Raw genomic sequence first — 16,440 nt, 5'->3', positions numbered from 1 at the left:
CTTCCACGCTACCGCATCCCCCTTGGTAGATTGTTGCTGATCGCCCAGCCGCCGGGAGGACCCGTGTTCCTGCTTGAAAATGCCGCACCGGACGCCGGGGCCGACCTCGTGTTCTCGGCGAGCGACCTTGTCAACGCCGCCGAGTGCGAGTACCGCGTCCTGCGGATCCTCGATGAGAAACTCGGCCGCACTCCGCCGGCCAAGTTCACCGCCGATGAGATGCTACAGCGCGCCGCGGCCCTGGGCGATGTGCACGAGCACCGGGTCCTCGAGAAGTTCACAGCCGAACTCGGCACGTACTCCCCCGGGAACCCGGGCGGCGTGTACGAGGTGGTTCCGGCAGCCACCATGGACCGCGCCACCCTGACGGCGAAGCACGAGGAATCGTTGGGGGCCCTGCGCGCCGGGGCCGGCGTCGTCTTCCAGGCCTCCTTCTTCGACGGGGTGTTCCACGGCCGCTCCGACTTCCTGGTACACACCGACGGCGGCTATGCGGTGTGGGACACCAAGCTCGCGCGGCACGCGAAGGTCGGGGCCCTGCTGCAACTCGCAGCCTACGGCGACCAGCTCCTGCGGGCCGGGCTCACTCCGGCACCCCAGGTGACCCTCGTCCTTGGGGACGGCACCTCGAGCGTCCACAGCCTCGACGATCTCATCCCGGTCTACCGGGAACGCCGGGCACGGTTCCTTGACCTCCTGGCGGCGCACCGCGCCCAACCGGACCCGGTCGAATGGGACGGCCCGGGCCATACCGCCTGCGGCCGGTGCGACTACTGCCAGCAGATGGTGGAGTCGACGCGGGATGTGCTGCTCGTGGCGAACCTGAGCCTGGCCCAGCGCGCCGATCTGCGGAAAGCAGGCATTTCCACGATCGACCAGCTTGCGGCGAGCGAAGCTCCCGGAGGCTCCCCGGCCCTCGCACGGCTGCGCGACCAGGCCCGGATGCAGACGGGCCTTGAGCGGCCCGACGGCGGCGTGAACTACACCGGTGCCGACGGCACGTCCCGGCGCCTTGCGTACAAGGTCCTGCCCGGCCACGCCCTGGGCCTGCTGCCCCCGCCCGATCAGGGGGATATTTTCTTCGACTTCGAGGGAGACCCGCTCTGGCAGGACCCCGGAACGGGGTCCTGGGGAATCGAGTACCTTTTCGGCGTCGTCGAGAATGCCCGGGATGCCGGATCGAAGCCGCCGTTCCGGGCGTTCTGGGCCCACTCCCGGGCGGAGGAGCGGACGGCCTTCAGCAGCTTCCTCGACTATGTCGCGGAGCGCCGCGCCCGGTATCCGGCCCTCCACATCTACCACTACGCGGCCTACGAGAAGAGCGCCCTGCGCCGGCTGTCGATGACCCACGTGCTCGGCGAGGACGCGGTGGACACGCTGCTGCGCGAGGGCGTGCTGATCGACCTCTACGACGTCGTTCGGCGCAGCCTGCGCATCTCGGAGAAGTCCTACAGCATCAAGGCCCTCGAACCCCTCTATATGGGGGCCGACCTTCGAACCGGAGCGATTACCGACGCCGGGGCGTCCGTCGTCGCCTACTCCGAGTACTGCGCGGCCCGCGACGCCGGTGACGATGCCCGGGCCGCCGAGCTGATCGCCGGCATCCGCGACTACAACGAGTACGATTGCCGCTCCACCCTGCACCTGCGCAATTGGCTCCTCGAGCGGGCCGGCGAACGTGGGATCGGGCCCGCTTCGGCAAGCCCGCCGGAACGCGAGCGCACCGCGTCCGAGCCGCAGCCGGAGGAGGCGCACCTGCTGAGGTACGTCGGCTCCCTCCCGGCGGCCGCGCAGGGTCCGGATGATCGGGCCGTGGCGATGGTGGCCGCGGCGGTGGGCTATCACCGGCGAGAACGCAAGCAGTTCTGGTGGGAGCACTTCGACCGGCTCGGCACCCCGCCCGAGAGCTGGACGCAGGCCCGGGACATGTTCCTTCCCGAGTCCGTCGAGGTGGAGACGGACTGGGCGCTGCGCACCCCGCGTGCCCGCTCCCTCTCCCGGACCCTCCGCCTCACCGGGGTCCTTCCCGAAGGTTCGGACTTCCGGAGGGACTCAACCTGGTTCAGCATGTACGAGGAGCCCCTGCCCGATGGGGTCGACTCCAGCGACTCGGGACGGGGCGGGTGGTTCGGTGCGAAGGTGCTCACTGCCGGAACCGACGCCGGGAAGGACGTGATCCTCCTTGAGGAACGGCTGCGGGCCGGCGCGCCCGCCCACCCGTTCCTGCCCGTGGCGCTCGCCCCCGACCAGCCCATCCGCACCCCCTCCATCGAGGCGGCGCTGCTCGCCGTGGCCGCCGAGGTCGGCTCGACCCTTCCCGATCTCCCCCGTGGGCCTGGCCTTGATCTGCTCCGCAGGACTCCACCGCGGCTGACCAGCGGTGTCCTCCCTCCGGCCCTTCCCGGCCCCACCGGCTATGTCGACGCCATCACCGCGGCGGTCGAACGGCTCGACTCGTCCTATCTGGCCGTCCAGGGACCGCCCGGAACCGGCAAGACCTTCGTCGGCGCCGCGGTGATCACCCAGCTCGTCGCCCGCGGCTGGAAGGTCGGCGTCGTCGCCCAGTCCCATGCCGTCGTCGAAAACCTGCTCGGGGCAGCGCTCCGGGCCGGGGTGCCCCCGGAAAGAGTTGCAAAGAAGACAGCGGACCCCGCCGCCCCCTGGCCGAACACCACCGACGACGGCGTCGCCGCGCTGCTTGACGAGGACGCCGGTTGCCTGATCGGCGGCACGGCCTGGACGATGACCGGCACCAAGGTCCCGGCGGGCTCGCTCGACCTTTTGGTCATCGACGAGGCCGGCCAGTTCTCCCTTGCGAACACCCTCGCAGTGGCACGCTCGGCGCGGCGGCTGCTGCTGCTCGGTGATCCGCAGCAGCTCCCCCAGGTCACCCAGGGCAGCCATCCCGAACCGGTTCATGAATCGGCCCTTGGCTGGCTTTCCGACGGGCACGCGACGCTCCCCGAATGGTTCGGGTATTTCCTCGCCGACAGCTGGCGGATGCATCCGGCGCTGTGCGCCTTCGTCTCCCGGCTCTCCTACGATCGACGGCTCGAATCCACGCCGTCCGCCGCGCTCCGGCACCTTGACGGGCTTGCCGCGGGCGTCGAATGCGTGATGGTGGAGCACACCGAGCGGCGGAGCACCTCCTCCCCGGAGGAGGCGGCGGAGGTGCTCGCGCAGGTCGAGCGGCACCTCGGCCGGGGCTGGACGTCTGGGGACGGTACCGGAGCGCGGCCCCTGGGTGAGGGGGACCTCCTCGTCGTCGCTGCCTACAACGCACAGGTGCAACTGATCCGGACCACGCTCGACGACGCGGGCTACCGGAGGGTGCGGGTTGGGACAGTCGATAAGTTCCAGGGCCAGGAGGCGGCCGTCGTGATCGTCTCGATGGCCTGCTCGAGCGCCGCCGAGGCGCCCCGGGGAATTGAGTTCCTGCTCAGCCGCAACCGCATCAACGTCGCAGTGTCACGGGGGCAGTGGCGTGCCGTGATCGTCCGCGCGCCGGGGCTCACCGATCACGTCCCCCCGCGGCCGCAGGCCCTCGAGGAGCTCGGCGCTTTCATTGGCCTGTGCGCCGGTGGGGCCTGAGCCGGGCCTGGCACCGTCGACGCGAGGCCCCGGCACCTCGGACCCGTAGCGGGGTTAAACAAAGGCAGGGCGGGAAAATCCCGCCCTGCCTTAGATCCGGACCTTAGAGAGGCTGGATGTTTGACGCCTGGGGGCCCTTGGGGCCCTGCTCGGTGTCGAAGCTAACCTTCTGGTTCTCATCAAGCGAGCGGTAGCCGCTGGCATTGATGGCGGAGAAGTGTGCGAACACATCTGCGCTTCCGTCGTCGGGGGCGATGAAGCCGAAGCCCTTTTCAGCGTTGAACCACTTCACGGTACCTGTTGCCATTTTTGTTTATCCTTCTGAAATTCAGACGCTCTCCGACTTTCGGAAAGCCCCAGTCGCGGCGTGCTTGTCCGCTCTTTCAGAGATGCGGCGTGGGCCCCGAAGAGCTACACCACGTGAAATACAAATGCGCAACACTACAACCGTTACCAACCTAACAGCACCACCATGGGTGATGGCAAGCAGGAATCCAAACCTTCTTTTAAATATTTGGGCCTCAGGCGGCCACCGGCCGCGCAAGGCCTGCAACCAGCTCGAAAGAACGCAGCCATGCCTCCTCGGAACTGGCCCTGGTGGCAAGAATCAGTTCATCGGCATCTGCGTGCCTGGTGAAGCCCTCGAGGTAGTCCTGCACCTGGGGTGGGGTACCCACGGCCGAGTAGGTGAACATCTGCGCCACCTGCTGGCCTCCCGGAGAGGCGAGGAGGGCATCGGCCTCCTCCGGGGTGAAGGCGCGGCCGCGCCCGAGCAACAGCTCGGCCATCCTCCGCTGCCCCTCCTGGAACTGGTTCCGCGCCTCATCCTCGGTATCGGCCGCAATGACATTGAGGCCCGCAATGACGTGGGGCTGCTCGAGCTGGGCGGAGGGCTTAAACTCGCGCCGATACAACGCCACGGCCTCCCGGAGCGCCCCCGGGGCGAAGTGCGAGGCGAACGCATAGGGCAGCCCGAGCGTCGCCGCCAGGCGCGCCCCGAACAGCGAGGAGCCAAGGATGTACAGGGGAACGTTCGTCCCGCGTCCGGGCGTGGCGTGGACTCCCGGGATGCGCGTATCACCCGAGAGGTAACCCTGGAGTTCGAGGACATCCTGCGGGAACGTGTCGGCAGCGGCCGGGTCGCGGCGCAGCGCCCGCATCGTGTTCCCGTCGCTTCCCGGGGCGCGGCCCAGGCCGAGGTCGATCCGGCCCGGGTGGAGGGTCTCGAGGGTCCCGAACTGTTCGGCGATCGTCAGGGGTGAATGGTTCGGCAGCATGATTCCGCCGGAACCCAGCCGGATGCTGGTGGTGGCCGCTGCGACGTGGGCGATCAGCACGCTCGTCGCAGAGGAGGCGATGCTGCTCATGTTGTGGTGCTCGGCGTACCAGATCCTCCGATACCCCCACTTCTCCGCGCTCTGGGCCAGCCGCACGCTCGCAGCGAGGCTTCCGGCAGCGGTGCCTCCCTGCGGTATGTGGGCCAGGTCGAGGATGGACAAAGGAACAGATATCAAGAGAAAAGCCTTCCCAGGAGGAGCGCCCTGTGCTATCGCGTTTCCCGGCTATCAGTGGACCGGGTATGCATTAGGCAACGGAAGGAACGCGTTACTTATTTCGGCGCCCTCTTCCGGCGCGTCCTCTTTCGGAGCGTCCGCTGTCCGGGCCATTCACCGCTCGGGCAGTCCGGCCCGCCGGTGCCGGGCAGGCATCTGCCAGGCTGTGCATCTGGCAGGATGGCACCATGGCTGATTCCGGGATGGCTGATTTCGAGCTTCCGACCACCGAGGCCGGACTGCGGGCACGGCAGGACGAACTGGTGCGCGCCCTTGCCACCGAGAACAGCGCCGGGGGCCTTGCCTCGCTGAGCTCCGAACTCGAGGCCATCCAACGCCGGCTCGAGCACCTCCGCTGAGGTTTGGCCGCGGGAGGCCCTGCGGACTAGATCGGCGTTTTCGGCGCCTGTCCCTCGTCACCGCTGACCCGCACCGCCTTGCGTTCGCGCGCATGGTCGAGCGCATTGATCACCGGGGCGGCGGTCATTCCGTGAAGCACGATGGACATGCAGATCACCAGCGCCACGATCCGCCACAGCGAGGCTTCCTCGGCGTCGAACTCTCCCTTCGACAGCGCATACCCCAGGTAGTAGATCGAGCCGATCCCGCGGACACCGAAGAATGAAAGCACGCCCCGCTCCCAGAGCCCGGTGCGTCCCCGGGCGAGGCTGACCCAGGCGGCAGCGGGACGGATCACGAGGAGGAAAAGGACGGCGACGAGGATCTCCTGCCAGGTCAGACCCATCAGCAGGCCGCGGGAGATGGCTCCCCCGAGCAGGACAAGCACCACGACCGTGAGCAGTCGTTCGAGCTGCTCGATGTAGCTGTGTAGGACACCGTGGTAGCCGCTTGTCTGCTCCGCAGCGCGGATGGTGACGGCGCAGACGAAGACGGCGATGAAGCCATACCCCTCGGCGAGTTCGGTGAGGCCGTAGGTCAGGAAGGTCGCTGCCAGCGCCACGAACCCTTCGGAGTGGTTCGCCAACCGGACGGTTTCGATCCGGGCCGAGAAGAACAACCGGCCAAGCAGCTTGCCCATGCCGAACCCGAAGAGGCAGCCGATGCCCAGGCGCCACGCCACATCCAGCGCTATCCACTCGGGGAACCAGGCGCCGGGGGCCGCCCCCACGAGGCTGATGGCGATCGCGAGATAGACGAAGGGGAAGGCAAGACCGTCGTTGAGGCCGGCCTCCGAGGTGAGCCCGAAGCGCACCTCGTCCTCGCCGCCGAGATCCTCCTCCGATTCGGACGGTTCGCCCACCTGCACCTCCGAGGCGAGCACCGGATCGGTGGGTGCAAGGGCCGCGGCGACAAGAAGCGCCGCAGCGATTCCCAAGCCCAGCACCCAGAGGCCGAGGAGCATGAGGCCCAGGATGCACAGGGGCATCGCGATGCCCAGCAGGCGCCAGGTGGTGGCCCACCGCTTCCTGCCCACCCTGCGGTCCAGGGCGAGCCCTGCACCCATGAGGGAGATGATGACGCAGACCTCGGCGAGGTGGGTGGTGAAGTCACCGTGGGTCACCGGGTCGGGGGTGGGCAGCGTTTCGATCAGGGAGAAGGCGAGCACCCCGGCCCCAAGGAACACCATGGGCATGGAGATGGGCGCCCGCATCAGGAGGCGGGGCAGCAGGGCGGCGGCAAAAACCGCGAGCCCGGCGGCAGCGTAGATAAAACTCGGCGCTTCGAACACCGGCACCCTTTCTCCGGAAGACGTTGGACAGCCCCTTTCGTACCTTACGTGCTGCATCGGTGCACCGGGTACCGAAACCCGGCCGGAAGCCGGCCGGTCCCCGCCGGATGGAGATCCGCGCGGGGGACGGTATGGCCGACAGCGGACAGCACCGCCTCCCGGGCACGGTGCGCAGCCGCCGCGTGAGAGCATGAAAGTATGCCCTCTTCGTCCCACCCCCTGATCGATGTCACCGACATCATCCGCATCGTGGGCGGTGCGTCGTTCCAACGCGGACAGGTCTACGCCAAGGACGGCGCCGTCAGTTCCCTCGCCTGGGACGCGAGCGCGAAGATCCTCACCGGCCGGGTGCGGGGAAGCGCGCCCGCCGAATACCGCACCAAGCTGCGCCTCGGCCTCAAGGGTGACGGCCGCTTCCGTCCCCTCGAAAACTTCTGCAGCTGCCCCGTCGGCTCGGACTGCAAGCATGTTGCCGCCACCGCCCTCCAGAGCAACACCGAGCACCTCCTGGCCCGCCAGGAGACCACCGCGGCACCGCCGCCTCCGCGGCCGGCGGCGGGCTGGCAGGCCTCACTGAGTGAACTGCTCGACCCGGCCCCCGGCACTGCCGAAGTGCCCGCAGCGCCGACGACGCCGTTGGGCCTGCAGTTCGAGGTACGCACCCCCGAGGTGGCGGTCCAGCGCTGGGGATCGGCCGCCGACCGGCAGGGCCTGCGCACCCTCAATGCCCGGCTGGGGGTGCGCCCCGTGAGCCAGAATTCCAAGGGCAAGTGGGTGAAGAACAACCTCTCGTGGGGAAGCATCAGCTACCAGACCTATGGGTTGCGGCTGGACCCGGATCAGCACCGCTGGTTCTCCCAGTTCCCTGCCCTGCACCGGGGCACCGGCGTCAATTACTTCGGCAACAATGACTCGTGGCTGTATCTCGACGACTTCAGCAATCCCCTGCTCTGGCACCTCCTCGAGGAAGCGGGGCGGCTCGGCATCGAGTTCGTCGGTTCGAAGAAGTCGGTGACCGTCGTCCTCGCCCACCGGGCCACCCTGCGCCTCGACGCGACGGCGTCGGCCGACGACGCGGTGCAGCTCTCCCCCATCCTGGAGATCGATGGGCGGATCCACCCGCCGGAGACCGCCCACGTCATCAGCGACCACGGGATCTACACGGTGGCGCCGGATACGACAATCACCCTCGCCCCGACCGGAAAGAAGCTCAGCGGACAGGACCTTGAACTGCTCCGCCGCGCCCGCCCGGTCCTCATCCCGGCCGAAGAGACCTCCATCTTCCTCGAGGAGTACTACCCCCGCCTCAGCCGGTCGCTCAAGGTCGCCAGCAGCGATGGAAGCGTGGACCTGCCCGAGGTCCAGCCCCCGGCGCTCGTCCTCACCGCCGCCTACCGGCCCGACGGTGCGGTGACCCTCTCCTGGGACTTCCGGTACACCTTCGGCACCGCCGTGCAGCGCCACCCGCTGGGCGGCGGCCCGGCCGCCGCTGACGGCTACCGGGACCCCGACGCCGAGGACGCCCTGGAGGCGGCCGCCCGGGCGCTGCTCAGCCCGCTGCCGCTGCGGAAGACCACCCTCGAGGACATGCAGGCCGTGGAGTTCACGGAGTCGGTGCTGCCGCGGATCGAGGCGGAACCGGGCCTCGAGGTCGACGTCGTCGGGGAGAAACCCGACTACGAGCACCTGACCGAAACTCCGCAGCTGGTCATCAGCACCGTCGAGACCGAGGACCGGGACTGGTTCGACCTGGGCGTGATGGTGACGGTCAGCGGTCGCAAGATCCCCTTCGACTCCATCTTCCGCGCCCTCGCGCAGGGCCGGACGAAGCTCAAGCTCGTCGACAACAGCTACCTGTCCCTCCAGCAGCCCGTTTTCGACCAGCTGCGCGAACTGATCGAGGAGGCACGCGGCCTCACGGAGTGGGAGACCGGGTTCCAGATCAGCCGCTACCAGGCCGGGCTGTGGGCCGAGTTCGAAGACCTCGCCGACGAGACGGAGCAGGCCGAGTCCTGGCGGAACGCCGTCGCCGGGCTGCTCGAGCTTCCCGACCTGGCACCGGTCGAGGTTCCCCTGGGGGTCAAGGCCGAACTGCGGCCCTACCAGAAGGAAGGCTTCAACTGGCTCGCCTTCCTCTGGCGGCACCGGCTCGGTGGTGTGCTCGCGGACGACATGGGCCTCGGTAAAACCCTTCAGGCCCTGACCCTGATCCAGCACGCCCATGAGACCGGCGGGCCGCACGCTCCCTTCCTCATCGTCGCACCGACCTCCGTGGTGCCGAACTGGATCAACGAAACCCACCGCTTCACCCCCGGGCTCCACGTCGTCGGCATCACCGACACCCAGGGTGCCTCCGGGGTACCGATCCGCGAGCAGGTGCGCGGCGCCGACGTCGTCGTGACCTCCTACACCCTGTTCCGGCTCGACCTTGACGCGTACTCGGAAACCGAGTGGGCCGGGCTGATCCTCGACGAGGCCCAGTTCGTCAAGAACCGCACCTCGAAGGTCCACCAGGCCGCCAAGGACTTCGCCGCGCCCTTCAAGCTGGCGATCACGGGCACGCCCATGGAGAACAACCTGATGGAACTGTGGGCGATGTTCAATATCGTCGCCCCCGGGCTGTTCCCCTCGGCCCGCCGGTTCACCGAGGACTACCGCACCCCGATCGAGAAGATCGGCGACAACCGCCCGCTGGCGCGGCTGCGCCGGCGCATCCGCCCCCTGATGATGCGCCGCACCAAGGAGGCCGTCGCCTCCGACCTGCCGCCGAAGCAGGAGCAGGTCCTCGAGGTCGAGCTCACCCCCGAGCACCGCCACATCTATTCGACCTACCTCCAGCGGGAACGGCAGAAGCTGCTGGGCCTCATCGATGACCTCAACAGCAACCGCATGATCGTGTTCCGGTCGCTGACGCTGCTGCGCATGCTGAGCCTCGACGCCTCCCTCGTCGACCCCGACCACGCGGACGTTCCCTCGGCCAAGCTTGAGGTGCTCTTCGAACAGCTCGAGGACGTCCTGGCCGAGGGCCACCGCGCCCTGGTGTTCAGCCAGTTCACCTCCTACCTGAAGAAGGCCGCCGAACAGCTTGAGGCCCGCGGAATCGAGTATGCCTACCTCGACGGCTCGACGCGCAGCCGGGGCGAGGTGATCGACAGGTTCAAGGAAGGCTCGGCGCCGGTGTTCCTGATCAGCCTCAAGGCCGGCGGTTTCGGCCTGAACCTGACCGAGGCCGACTACTGCTTCCTCCTCGACCCCTGGTGGAACCCGGCCAGCGAGGCGCAGGCGGTCGACCGGACCCACCGGATCGGGCAAACGAAGAACGTCATGGTCTACCGGATGGTCTCCAAGGGCACCATCGAGGAGAAGGTGATGAAGCTCAAGGAGCAGAAGGCCCAGCTCTTCAACTCCGTCATGGACGACGACGCCGTGTTCAGCTCGGCGCTCACCGCCGAGGACATCCGCGGCCTGCTCGAGGCCTGAGCCTACGGGCCAGTGACCGCTGGCCGGGCGAGCAGCCGGGCGGCTGGCGGGTGGCGGCGGGTGGCCCGTGGCCGGGCCGGCGGGTGGCAGGATCTGCGAGGCCGGGCGGTCGGCAGGTTCGGCGGAGAACAGGTGGCCGGGCCGGCAGGTGGCAGGATCTGCGAGGCCGGGCGGCCGGCAGGTTCGGCGGAGAACAGGTGGCCGGGCCGGCAGGTGGCAGGATCTGCGAGGCCGGGCGGCCGGCAGGTTCGGCGGAGAACAGGTGGCCGGGCCGGCAGGTGGCTCCTACGGCTCCCGGCGGAGCAGGTCGGCGAATTCGGTGGGCCGGGCCTCCGGCCACCAGTGCCCGGCGTCGACCCTCGTCACCCTCAGGTGCTCCACCCACTCCCCCAGCCCCTTGACCAGCGCCGGGGACAGGAAGGGATCCTTCACCGGCACGACCACGTGGACCGGCACCGTTACGGCCGGCAGCCGTGGCCCGAGCCCGGACGGCGAACGCAGCGCCCGGTACAGGGCGAGGCCCCGGAGCGGATCGGCTCCCACCCGGCGCCGCGTCGAACGCTCATAGCGCCGGCGGACCACCAGCCGCCAGAACAGTTCGGGGAGGACCGGGAGCTGGAACGCCCCGATGTACCAACTGCGCAGCAGCTGCCCGGCGAGTTCGGGCCAGCGGCCCGGCGTCCGGAGGCGGCTGCGCGTCCAGCGGCGGAAGTGCCCGAGGTCGGGGCCCGAGATGCTCGTAAAGCGCGCGATCCTCCCCTCGGAGCGGGGGTCGGCCACCGCCGCCCAACCCTGGATCGAGCCCCAGTCGTGGCCGACGAGGTGTACCCCGGGAACGGCCTCGGCGTCGAGCACCGCGAAGAGGTCATCCACCAGGACGGAAATCCGGTAGTCCCCCGAGACGGCCACCGACTGGCCGGCGTTGCGGGTATCGACGGCAATGAGGTGATGGGTCGCAGCCAGCCGGGCGATGACCGGGAGGAACACGCGGTGGTCGTCGGGGTAGCCGTGGACCAGCACCAGGGTGGGCACGCCCGGCCCCGGCTCCCTGCCGTATTCGAAGACCGCCAGTTCCGCGCCTTGCCCCGGCGTTCCGACGACCACGGTGCGGCGGCGGGCGGTGTGTCGGCCGTCGCTGGAGTCTCCGCTGCCTTCGGCAGGACTGCCGCTCCCGGCGGTGTCAGCGGGCGCGCCGGACGGACCGGCGTTGGGGCCTGAGGGGGCGTCGGGGCGTTCCATCCGGCAACCCTACGCCCCGCCCGCTCCCCGGCGGGCCCCGCCGGAGAAGATCCTGCCGTCCTTCAGCTCAAGGATCCGGGTGCATAGGGCATCGGCGAACGCCCCGTCATGAGTGGCAAGCACCACCGCACCGCCCGCCGCGGCGTGGTCGAGAAGCAGGTCTCCCACCCGGTTCCGTCCACGCTGGTCAAGGCCTGCGGTCGGCTCGTCGAGGACCCACACCGCCGGTCCCGAGGCGATCAGGGAGGCAAACGCCACCAGCCGGCGCTCAACGAATCCCAGCTCGTAGGGGTGTTCTCCGGCGGTGTGTCCGAGCCCAACGGCAGCCAGCGCCGTCCGCGCCCGCTCCTGCGCCGTCTCCCGGCCGGCACCGGCCGCTGCGGGCCCGTAGGCCACCTCGCGCAGCACGGTCCGTTCAAAAAGCTGCTGGTCGGTGTCCTGGAACAGGTACCCGACTGCACCGGCCAGCCGCCCGACAGCAGTGCGGCGCCCCAGTGGCTGGCCCGCGACGGTCACGGTGCCCGACGACGCCCTCAGCAGCCCGTTAAGATGCTGCAGGAGCGTCGACTTGCCCGACCCGTTCACGCCCGTCAGGCCGACGATGTCACCCGGGTCGACCCGCAGGTCGACGCCCCGGAGGACCTTCTCCTGCCGCCGGGAATTCTCCCCGCGGTAGGAGAAGGACACTCCGGAGAGCTCGGCGAGCGGGGTCCCCGCCTGCACCTGCCGCCTGGGCGGTACCGCCGGGGCGGCAGGTGCCCGCCGTAGGTCCGGGGCCGATCCTTCCGTACCGATGGCGTACCGCTCCAGCCCCGCCGTCCGGGCCTGCGCGAAGGTGCCGTCAAACACGGGCCGACCCCCTGCAAGTGCCAGGACCCGGGAGTGCGGCGCGACCGAACCGGGGAGCATTGGAGCGCAGATCACCAGGGCGGTGCCCGCGGCGCGCAGGACCTCGAGCGTCCGGGCCACCTCTGCCCGGGAGCCGGCATCGAGCCCTTGGAAGGGCTCGTCGAGGATCAGCACCCGAGGGTTCCCGACGACGGCCGCCGCGATGATGGTGCGGCGGAGCTGGCCGCCGGAAAGCCGCCGGGGATCCCGGTTCAGGACGTCCGTCAGCCCGAGCCGGGCGGCGGTGGCCTGCACGGCCGCCCGCAGCTCCCCGGTGGGCATCCCCCGGTTCGCCGGCCCGAAGGCGATTTCCTCCGCGACGGTGGCCGACATCATGGAGAGCTGGCCCTCGGTCCGCTGCGCCGCATACGCCACGGTGGAACTCCACGCGGCGGGATCGATCCGCGGGTCCGCCGGGCCGCCTGTGAACCCGAGCCGGTCCCCTCCGAGGGTCAGCGCACCGCGGAACTGCGCTCCGCTCCCGGCCCCGGTCTGCCCTGCCAGCAGGCGGGCGAGGGTGGTTTTTCCTGACCCCGACGGCCCAACGACGTGCACCAGGCCTCCGGGTTCCACGGCGAGGTCCACACCGGAAAGGACCACCGGACCGCCGTCGTACGCGAAGGTTGAACACTCGAGCCGGATCACCGGCCGGCCCCCACCGCGTACCAGGCGCAGCCGAACGCGAGCACCCCGGCGGCCATCAGCCACCGGGCGGTGCGCTGGCCCGCCGTGTCGGTGTCGGGAAGGTAGTTGGTGCGGGGTCCCGGGGAGGAGAACCCCCGCGCTTCGAGCAGCTGGGTCCGTTCGGCGGCATCGATCAGCAGGCCGGTGACGAGGGGAACGCTGACCATCAGGAGCCCCCGCACCCGGGCGGAGATGCTGCCGCCCACCACCAGTCCGCGCGCCTGTTGCGCCCGGGTGATCTGGCGGGCCCGTTCGGCGACGTGCGGCAACAGCCCCACCGCCGAGCCCAGGACAAAGACGAGCCTGCGGTTCCAGCGGCGGTGGGTCAGCGTGGAGACCAGCTCGGGAATGCTTACGGTCAGCGCCGCGGTGAGGAGCACCCCGGTGAAAACGGCGAGCCTCAGCCCGGTCAGCGCGGCGAACTGCAGCCCCTCGGCGGTGACGCGGGCCGGCCCCCACTCGGCGAGGACCGTGGTTCCCTCAGGGAAGAACAGGCCGTGGAGAAAGAAAGAGGAGATCAGCAGCGGACCGGCAGTGACCGCGATGGCCAGGGTGATCTGCCGCGGTTTACCCGAAAGCAGCACGCCCGGCAGGACGGCGACGACGAGGACGGCGAGTGAGAATTGCCAGGTGTTGACCACCAGGACCAGCACCACCAGCAGCGCCGCGGCGAGGAGTTCGGTCAGCGGGTTGAAGACGCGTCGGCGGGGCACCGGATTACCGCCCGGTGGCCGACCCGGTCCTCCCGGCGAGGACCCCGTACCGCCGGAGGAAGGGGAACTGGGCCCGCGAGCGGCGCGGCAGCGCATAGGCGAGAAGGGCCACCAGGGTGAAGACGACGAGCTTGTCTAGAGTGTCGGAGGTCAGTCCCTGCTTCGTTGCGGCGACCAACAGGGAGTCCCCCACCGCGCGGAAGGCGGCAACGAGCGCGTTGGTGCCCACCGTGCCCGCGGCGCCGAACATGAAGGCGGCCACCGGCGCGGCCACCAGTCCGCCGACGGCACCGACGACGAGCCCTGCAACCGGCGCCAGGTAGACCCGCCGGAACATTCCGTACCGTGCGGCGGTGCCGGCCAGCAGCCCGATGAGGGCGGCTCCGGCCGCGAAGGGCAGGGCCAGCGGGTTGAACAGGCCCCAGATGGCGTTGCTCAGCGCCCCGGTGGCCGCACCGGCGGCCGGACCGGCGAGGACCGCGACGAGGACCGTGCCGATGGCATCGAGGTAGATCTGCAGCCCGAGGCTGCCCGCTGTCTGCCCGATGGCGATATTGAGGGCAATGCCCAGCGGCATCAGGACCAGTGAACTCGTGCTCAGGGAGGGCAGGATCCCCGCCACCAGCAGGGCGCCGCCGCCCAGGAAGCCGAGCAGGGTGATCAGCGAGGAGGTTCCACCGATCCCTTCGGCGATCTCCGCGGGCTGCACCAACACGAGGTACAGGTAGGTGGCGGCGATCAGGGCGGCTCCGGCGGCGACCAGGGCACTTCGGGGGCGCGCGGCCGTCGTCGCAGGAAGGGTCAGGGGTGAGCTCATTGCAGTCCTCGGGCGCGCGGGGCAGGGGCGTGCACCTCATGTCACCTCGGCGCGGCCCGCGGCGGTGCGGGCAGTAGCTAAGTGTACCCGTAGGATCCGGGGCGGGTCAGCCCCGGTCTGCGGCCAGCCGGGCGAGGCGGTCGATGAGCGTCCCAAAGACCTTTTCCGGCTCGTTGGCGGTCACCACCCGGGCGTTGGGCGGCTGTTTCCAGAACCCGGCGAAGTCACCGACGGTCTGCCCGAACGTCAGGGGAGAATCCGTTTCGACGTCGACGGTCGCGGGCCGGGTGGTGGCGGTCGCCTCCCCGGTGGCGACCATCGCGGCGAAGAGGTCGTGGAGGTGGGCGAGGTAGCCCTGGTCGTACCGGCGGTGGAACTCCATATAGAAGCGGAGCGCATCCGAGACGCAGGCGATGACCCGGTTGGGGTTGCTGCTGCGCAGCCCTTCAGGGTCGTCGGGGCTGAGCAGCTCTCCGCCGGCACCGGCGGAGCGCGACAGCCGGTCGAGGTGCTCCGGGCGGCACTCGATCCGCTCGGTCGACTCGAGGGCGCACACCACCGGCAGCCGGTCCGCCGGCAGGCCGCGGTAGGCCGCGAAGACCTCCTTGGCCGCATGCGGATCGACGTGGATGTTCCACTCGGCGACCGGCGTCGTATTGCCGGGGTAGTTGAACGCCCCGCCCATGATCACCAGGCCCTTCAGGAGCATCGGGAGCCGTGGCTCGGCACGCAGCGCGAGGGCAAAGTTCGTCAGCGGCCCGGTGATCAGCCCCGTGATCTCCCCAGGGTTCGCCCGGGCCGCCTCCACCCATACCTCCACCGCGGAGCGGTCGGAGACCTGCTGCCGGGCGGCCGGAAGCACGGCGTAGCCCACCCCCTGGTCCCCGTGGGTTTCCTCGGTCGTCACCAGCGGCACCACGAGGGGCACCTCGCTGCCGATGGCCACCTCGACCCCGCTCCGCCCGGCGAGTTCGAGGAGGGCGAGGTTGTTCGCCGCCACCTGCGCCGCGCCCACATTTCCGGCGGTGCAGGTGATGCCTTCGAGGCGGACCTCGGGCACGGCACACAGGTAGAGCAGCGCCACCGCGTCGTCGATACCGGTGTCGACGTCGAGCAGCAGCCGGGTCGGGGCCATTAGCCGGCCGCCGAGGTCCGCAGGAGTGCAAGCCGCAGGGCGCGGGCCGTCTCCATGTGGGTGCGGGCGATTCGCCGGGCGTCCTCCGCCCGGCGGTCGGCCACGGCACACACCAGCGCCTCGTGCTCGTCCAGCGACTCCTGCCAGCGGTTGCCGACGGAGAGGGTGGAGCGCGGGGTGTGGATCAGGTGCGTGGAGAGCCTCGCCAGCAGGTCGGTGAGCACGGGGTTGTGGGAGGCCGCCCACAGCGCCACGTGGAACTCCTGGTTGAGGTTGATCCGGGTCTGGTCGTCCGGGTCCGACAGGGCCTTATCCCGCTCCACGAGCGCCTCGAGGCGGATCACATCGGCCGACCGGCGTTCGGAGGCGGCCTGGCCTGCGGCCTCCTCCTCGAGCATCACCCGCAGGTCGTAGATCTGGATGACCTCCTGCGGGTCGATCTGGGGCACCTGAAGCCCACGCGCCGCACGCTCGAGGAGCCGCTCGTGCTGGAGCCGGCTGAGCGCCTCCCGCACCGGAGTGCGGGAGACGCCAAACCGCTCCGAGATGACCACTTCGCGCAGGGCGGTGCCCGGCGGGTGGACCCCGGCGAGGATCTCCCCCCGGAGGACCCGGAAGATCGCCTCGCCGTCAACTTTCGCTGACATGTC

The 16,440-nt window shown here is 69.8% G+C and carries 12 protein-coding genes; 3 read left to right on the top strand and 9 right to left on the bottom strand.

The window, feature by feature from the left end; translation table 11 throughout:
- Positions 1-63 precede the first annotated feature (63 nt).
- The gene (locus tag E2F48_RS04615) at positions 64-3,591 is read left to right on the top strand and encodes a TM0106 family RecB-like putative nuclease (protein WP_133402846.1); all 3,528 of its coding nucleotides are present in this window, start codon (positions 64-66) and stop codon (positions 3,589-3,591) included.
- A 103-nt stretch (positions 3,592-3,694) separates the two neighbouring features.
- Here the strand turns inward: E2F48_RS04615 and E2F48_RS04610 are convergent, their stop codons facing one another.
- Together E2F48_RS04610 and E2F48_RS04605 are read right to left on the bottom strand one after the other, a co-directional pair.
- Positions 3,695-3,898: a cold-shock protein gene (locus tag E2F48_RS04610; RefSeq protein WP_026533290.1), complete on the bottom strand. Its 204-nt coding sequence runs from the start codon at positions 3,896-3,898 to the stop codon at positions 3,695-3,697.
- A 214-nt stretch (positions 3,899-4,112) separates the two neighbouring features.
- Positions 4,113-5,102 carry an LLM class flavin-dependent oxidoreductase gene (locus E2F48_RS04605; RefSeq protein ID WP_133403371.1) on the bottom strand — a complete coding sequence of 330 codons (990 nt, stop codon included), beginning with the start codon at positions 5,100-5,102 and terminating at the stop codon, positions 4,113-4,115.
- A gap of 230 nt (positions 5,103-5,332) precedes the next feature.
- Here E2F48_RS04605 and E2F48_RS17270 point away from each other — a divergent pair, with 230 nt between their 5' ends.
- Positions 5,333-5,503 (top strand): hypothetical protein, encoded by a 171-nt coding sequence (locus E2F48_RS17270; RefSeq protein WP_165968690.1) that lies wholly within the window; start codon positions 5,333-5,335, stop codon positions 5,501-5,503.
- A gap of 26 nt (positions 5,504-5,529) precedes the next feature.
- Here the strand turns inward: E2F48_RS17270 and E2F48_RS04600 are convergent, their stop codons facing one another.
- Positions 5,530-6,834, bottom strand: coding sequence for a cation:proton antiporter (locus E2F48_RS04600; protein ID WP_133402845.1), 1,305 nt, complete (start codon positions 6,832-6,834; stop codon positions 5,530-5,532).
- Between the two features lie 198 nt (positions 6,835-7,032).
- Between E2F48_RS04600 and E2F48_RS04595 the strand changes: the two genes are divergently transcribed.
- The gene (locus E2F48_RS04595) at positions 7,033-10,314 is read left to right on the top strand and encodes a DEAD/DEAH box helicase (RefSeq protein WP_133402844.1); all 3,282 of its coding nucleotides are present in this window, start codon (positions 7,033-7,035) and stop codon (positions 10,312-10,314) included.
- Positions 10,315-10,599: 285 nt separating this feature from the next.
- Here the strand turns inward: E2F48_RS04595 and E2F48_RS04590 are convergent, their stop codons facing one another.
- The 6 genes from E2F48_RS04590 to E2F48_RS04565 form a co-directional block, all read right to left on the bottom strand.
- Positions 10,600-11,553 carry an alpha/beta fold hydrolase gene (locus E2F48_RS04590; RefSeq protein ID WP_133402843.1) on the bottom strand — a complete coding sequence of 318 codons (954 nt, stop codon included), beginning with the start codon at positions 11,551-11,553 and terminating at the stop codon, positions 10,600-10,602.
- A gap of 9 nt (positions 11,554-11,562) precedes the next feature.
- Positions 11,563-13,086, bottom strand: a complete 1,524-nt coding sequence (locus E2F48_RS04585) for an ABC transporter ATP-binding protein (RefSeq protein WP_165968689.1) — start codon at positions 13,084-13,086, stop codon at positions 11,563-11,565.
- The gene (locus tag E2F48_RS04580; RefSeq protein WP_165968688.1) at positions 13,083-13,838 is read right to left on the bottom strand and encodes an energy-coupling factor transporter transmembrane component T; all 756 of its coding nucleotides are present in this window, start codon (positions 13,836-13,838) and stop codon (positions 13,083-13,085) included. The genes E2F48_RS04585 and E2F48_RS04580 overlap by 4 nt, the downstream gene beginning before the upstream one ends.
- A gap of 4 nt (positions 13,839-13,842) precedes the next feature.
- Positions 13,843-14,655 (bottom strand): ECF transporter S component, encoded by an 813-nt coding sequence (locus tag E2F48_RS04575; RefSeq protein ID WP_133402840.1) that lies wholly within the window; start codon positions 14,653-14,655, stop codon positions 13,843-13,845.
- Between the two features lie 106 nt (positions 14,656-14,761).
- The gene (locus tag E2F48_RS04570) at positions 14,762-15,790 is read right to left on the bottom strand and encodes a nucleoside hydrolase (protein WP_133402839.1); all 1,029 of its coding nucleotides are present in this window, start codon (positions 15,788-15,790) and stop codon (positions 14,762-14,764) included.
- Positions 15,790-16,437, bottom strand: coding sequence for a GntR family transcriptional regulator (locus E2F48_RS04565; RefSeq protein WP_165968687.1), 648 nt, complete (start codon positions 16,435-16,437; stop codon positions 15,790-15,792). Before E2F48_RS04565 ends, E2F48_RS04570 begins: the two co-directional genes overlap by 1 nt.
- Positions 16,438-16,440: the final 3 nt, after the last annotated feature.

It is taken from the genome of Arthrobacter crusticola, assembly GCF_004357995.1.
GTDB classification, from domain to species: domain Bacteria; phylum Actinomycetota; class Actinomycetes; order Actinomycetales; family Micrococcaceae; genus Arthrobacter_D; species Arthrobacter_D crusticola.
This window is presented reverse-complemented; position numbering and strand designations above follow the sequence as displayed.

What these genes read in the sequence shown, in the direction of transcription:
- E2F48_RS17270 (WP_165968690.1), top strand. Translation starts at nt 5,333, where the DNA reads ATGGCTGATTCCGGGATGGCTGATTTCGAGCTTCCGACCACCGAGGCC.
- E2F48_RS04565 (WP_165968687.1), bottom strand. Translation starts at nt 16,437, where the DNA reads ATGTCAGCGAAAGTTGACGGCGAGGCGATCTTCCGGGTCCTCCGGGGG.
- E2F48_RS04590 (WP_133402843.1), bottom strand. Translation starts at nt 11,553, where the DNA reads ATGGAACGCCCCGACGCCCCCTCAGGCCCCAACGCCGGTCCGTCCGGC.
- E2F48_RS04610 (WP_026533290.1), bottom strand. Translation starts at nt 3,898, where the DNA reads ATGGCAACAGGTACCGTGAAGTGGTTCAACGCTGAAAAGGGCTTCGGC.
- E2F48_RS04595 (WP_133402844.1), top strand. Translation starts at nt 7,033, where the DNA reads ATGCCCTCTTCGTCCCACCCCCTGATCGATGTCACCGACATCATCCGC.
- E2F48_RS04570 (WP_133402839.1), bottom strand. Translation starts at nt 15,790, where the DNA reads ATGGCCCCGACCCGGCTGCTGCTCGACGTCGACACCGGTATCGACGAC.
- E2F48_RS04575 (WP_133402840.1), bottom strand. Translation starts at nt 14,655, where the DNA reads ATGAGCTCACCCCTGACCCTTCCTGCGACGACGGCCGCGCGCCCCCGA.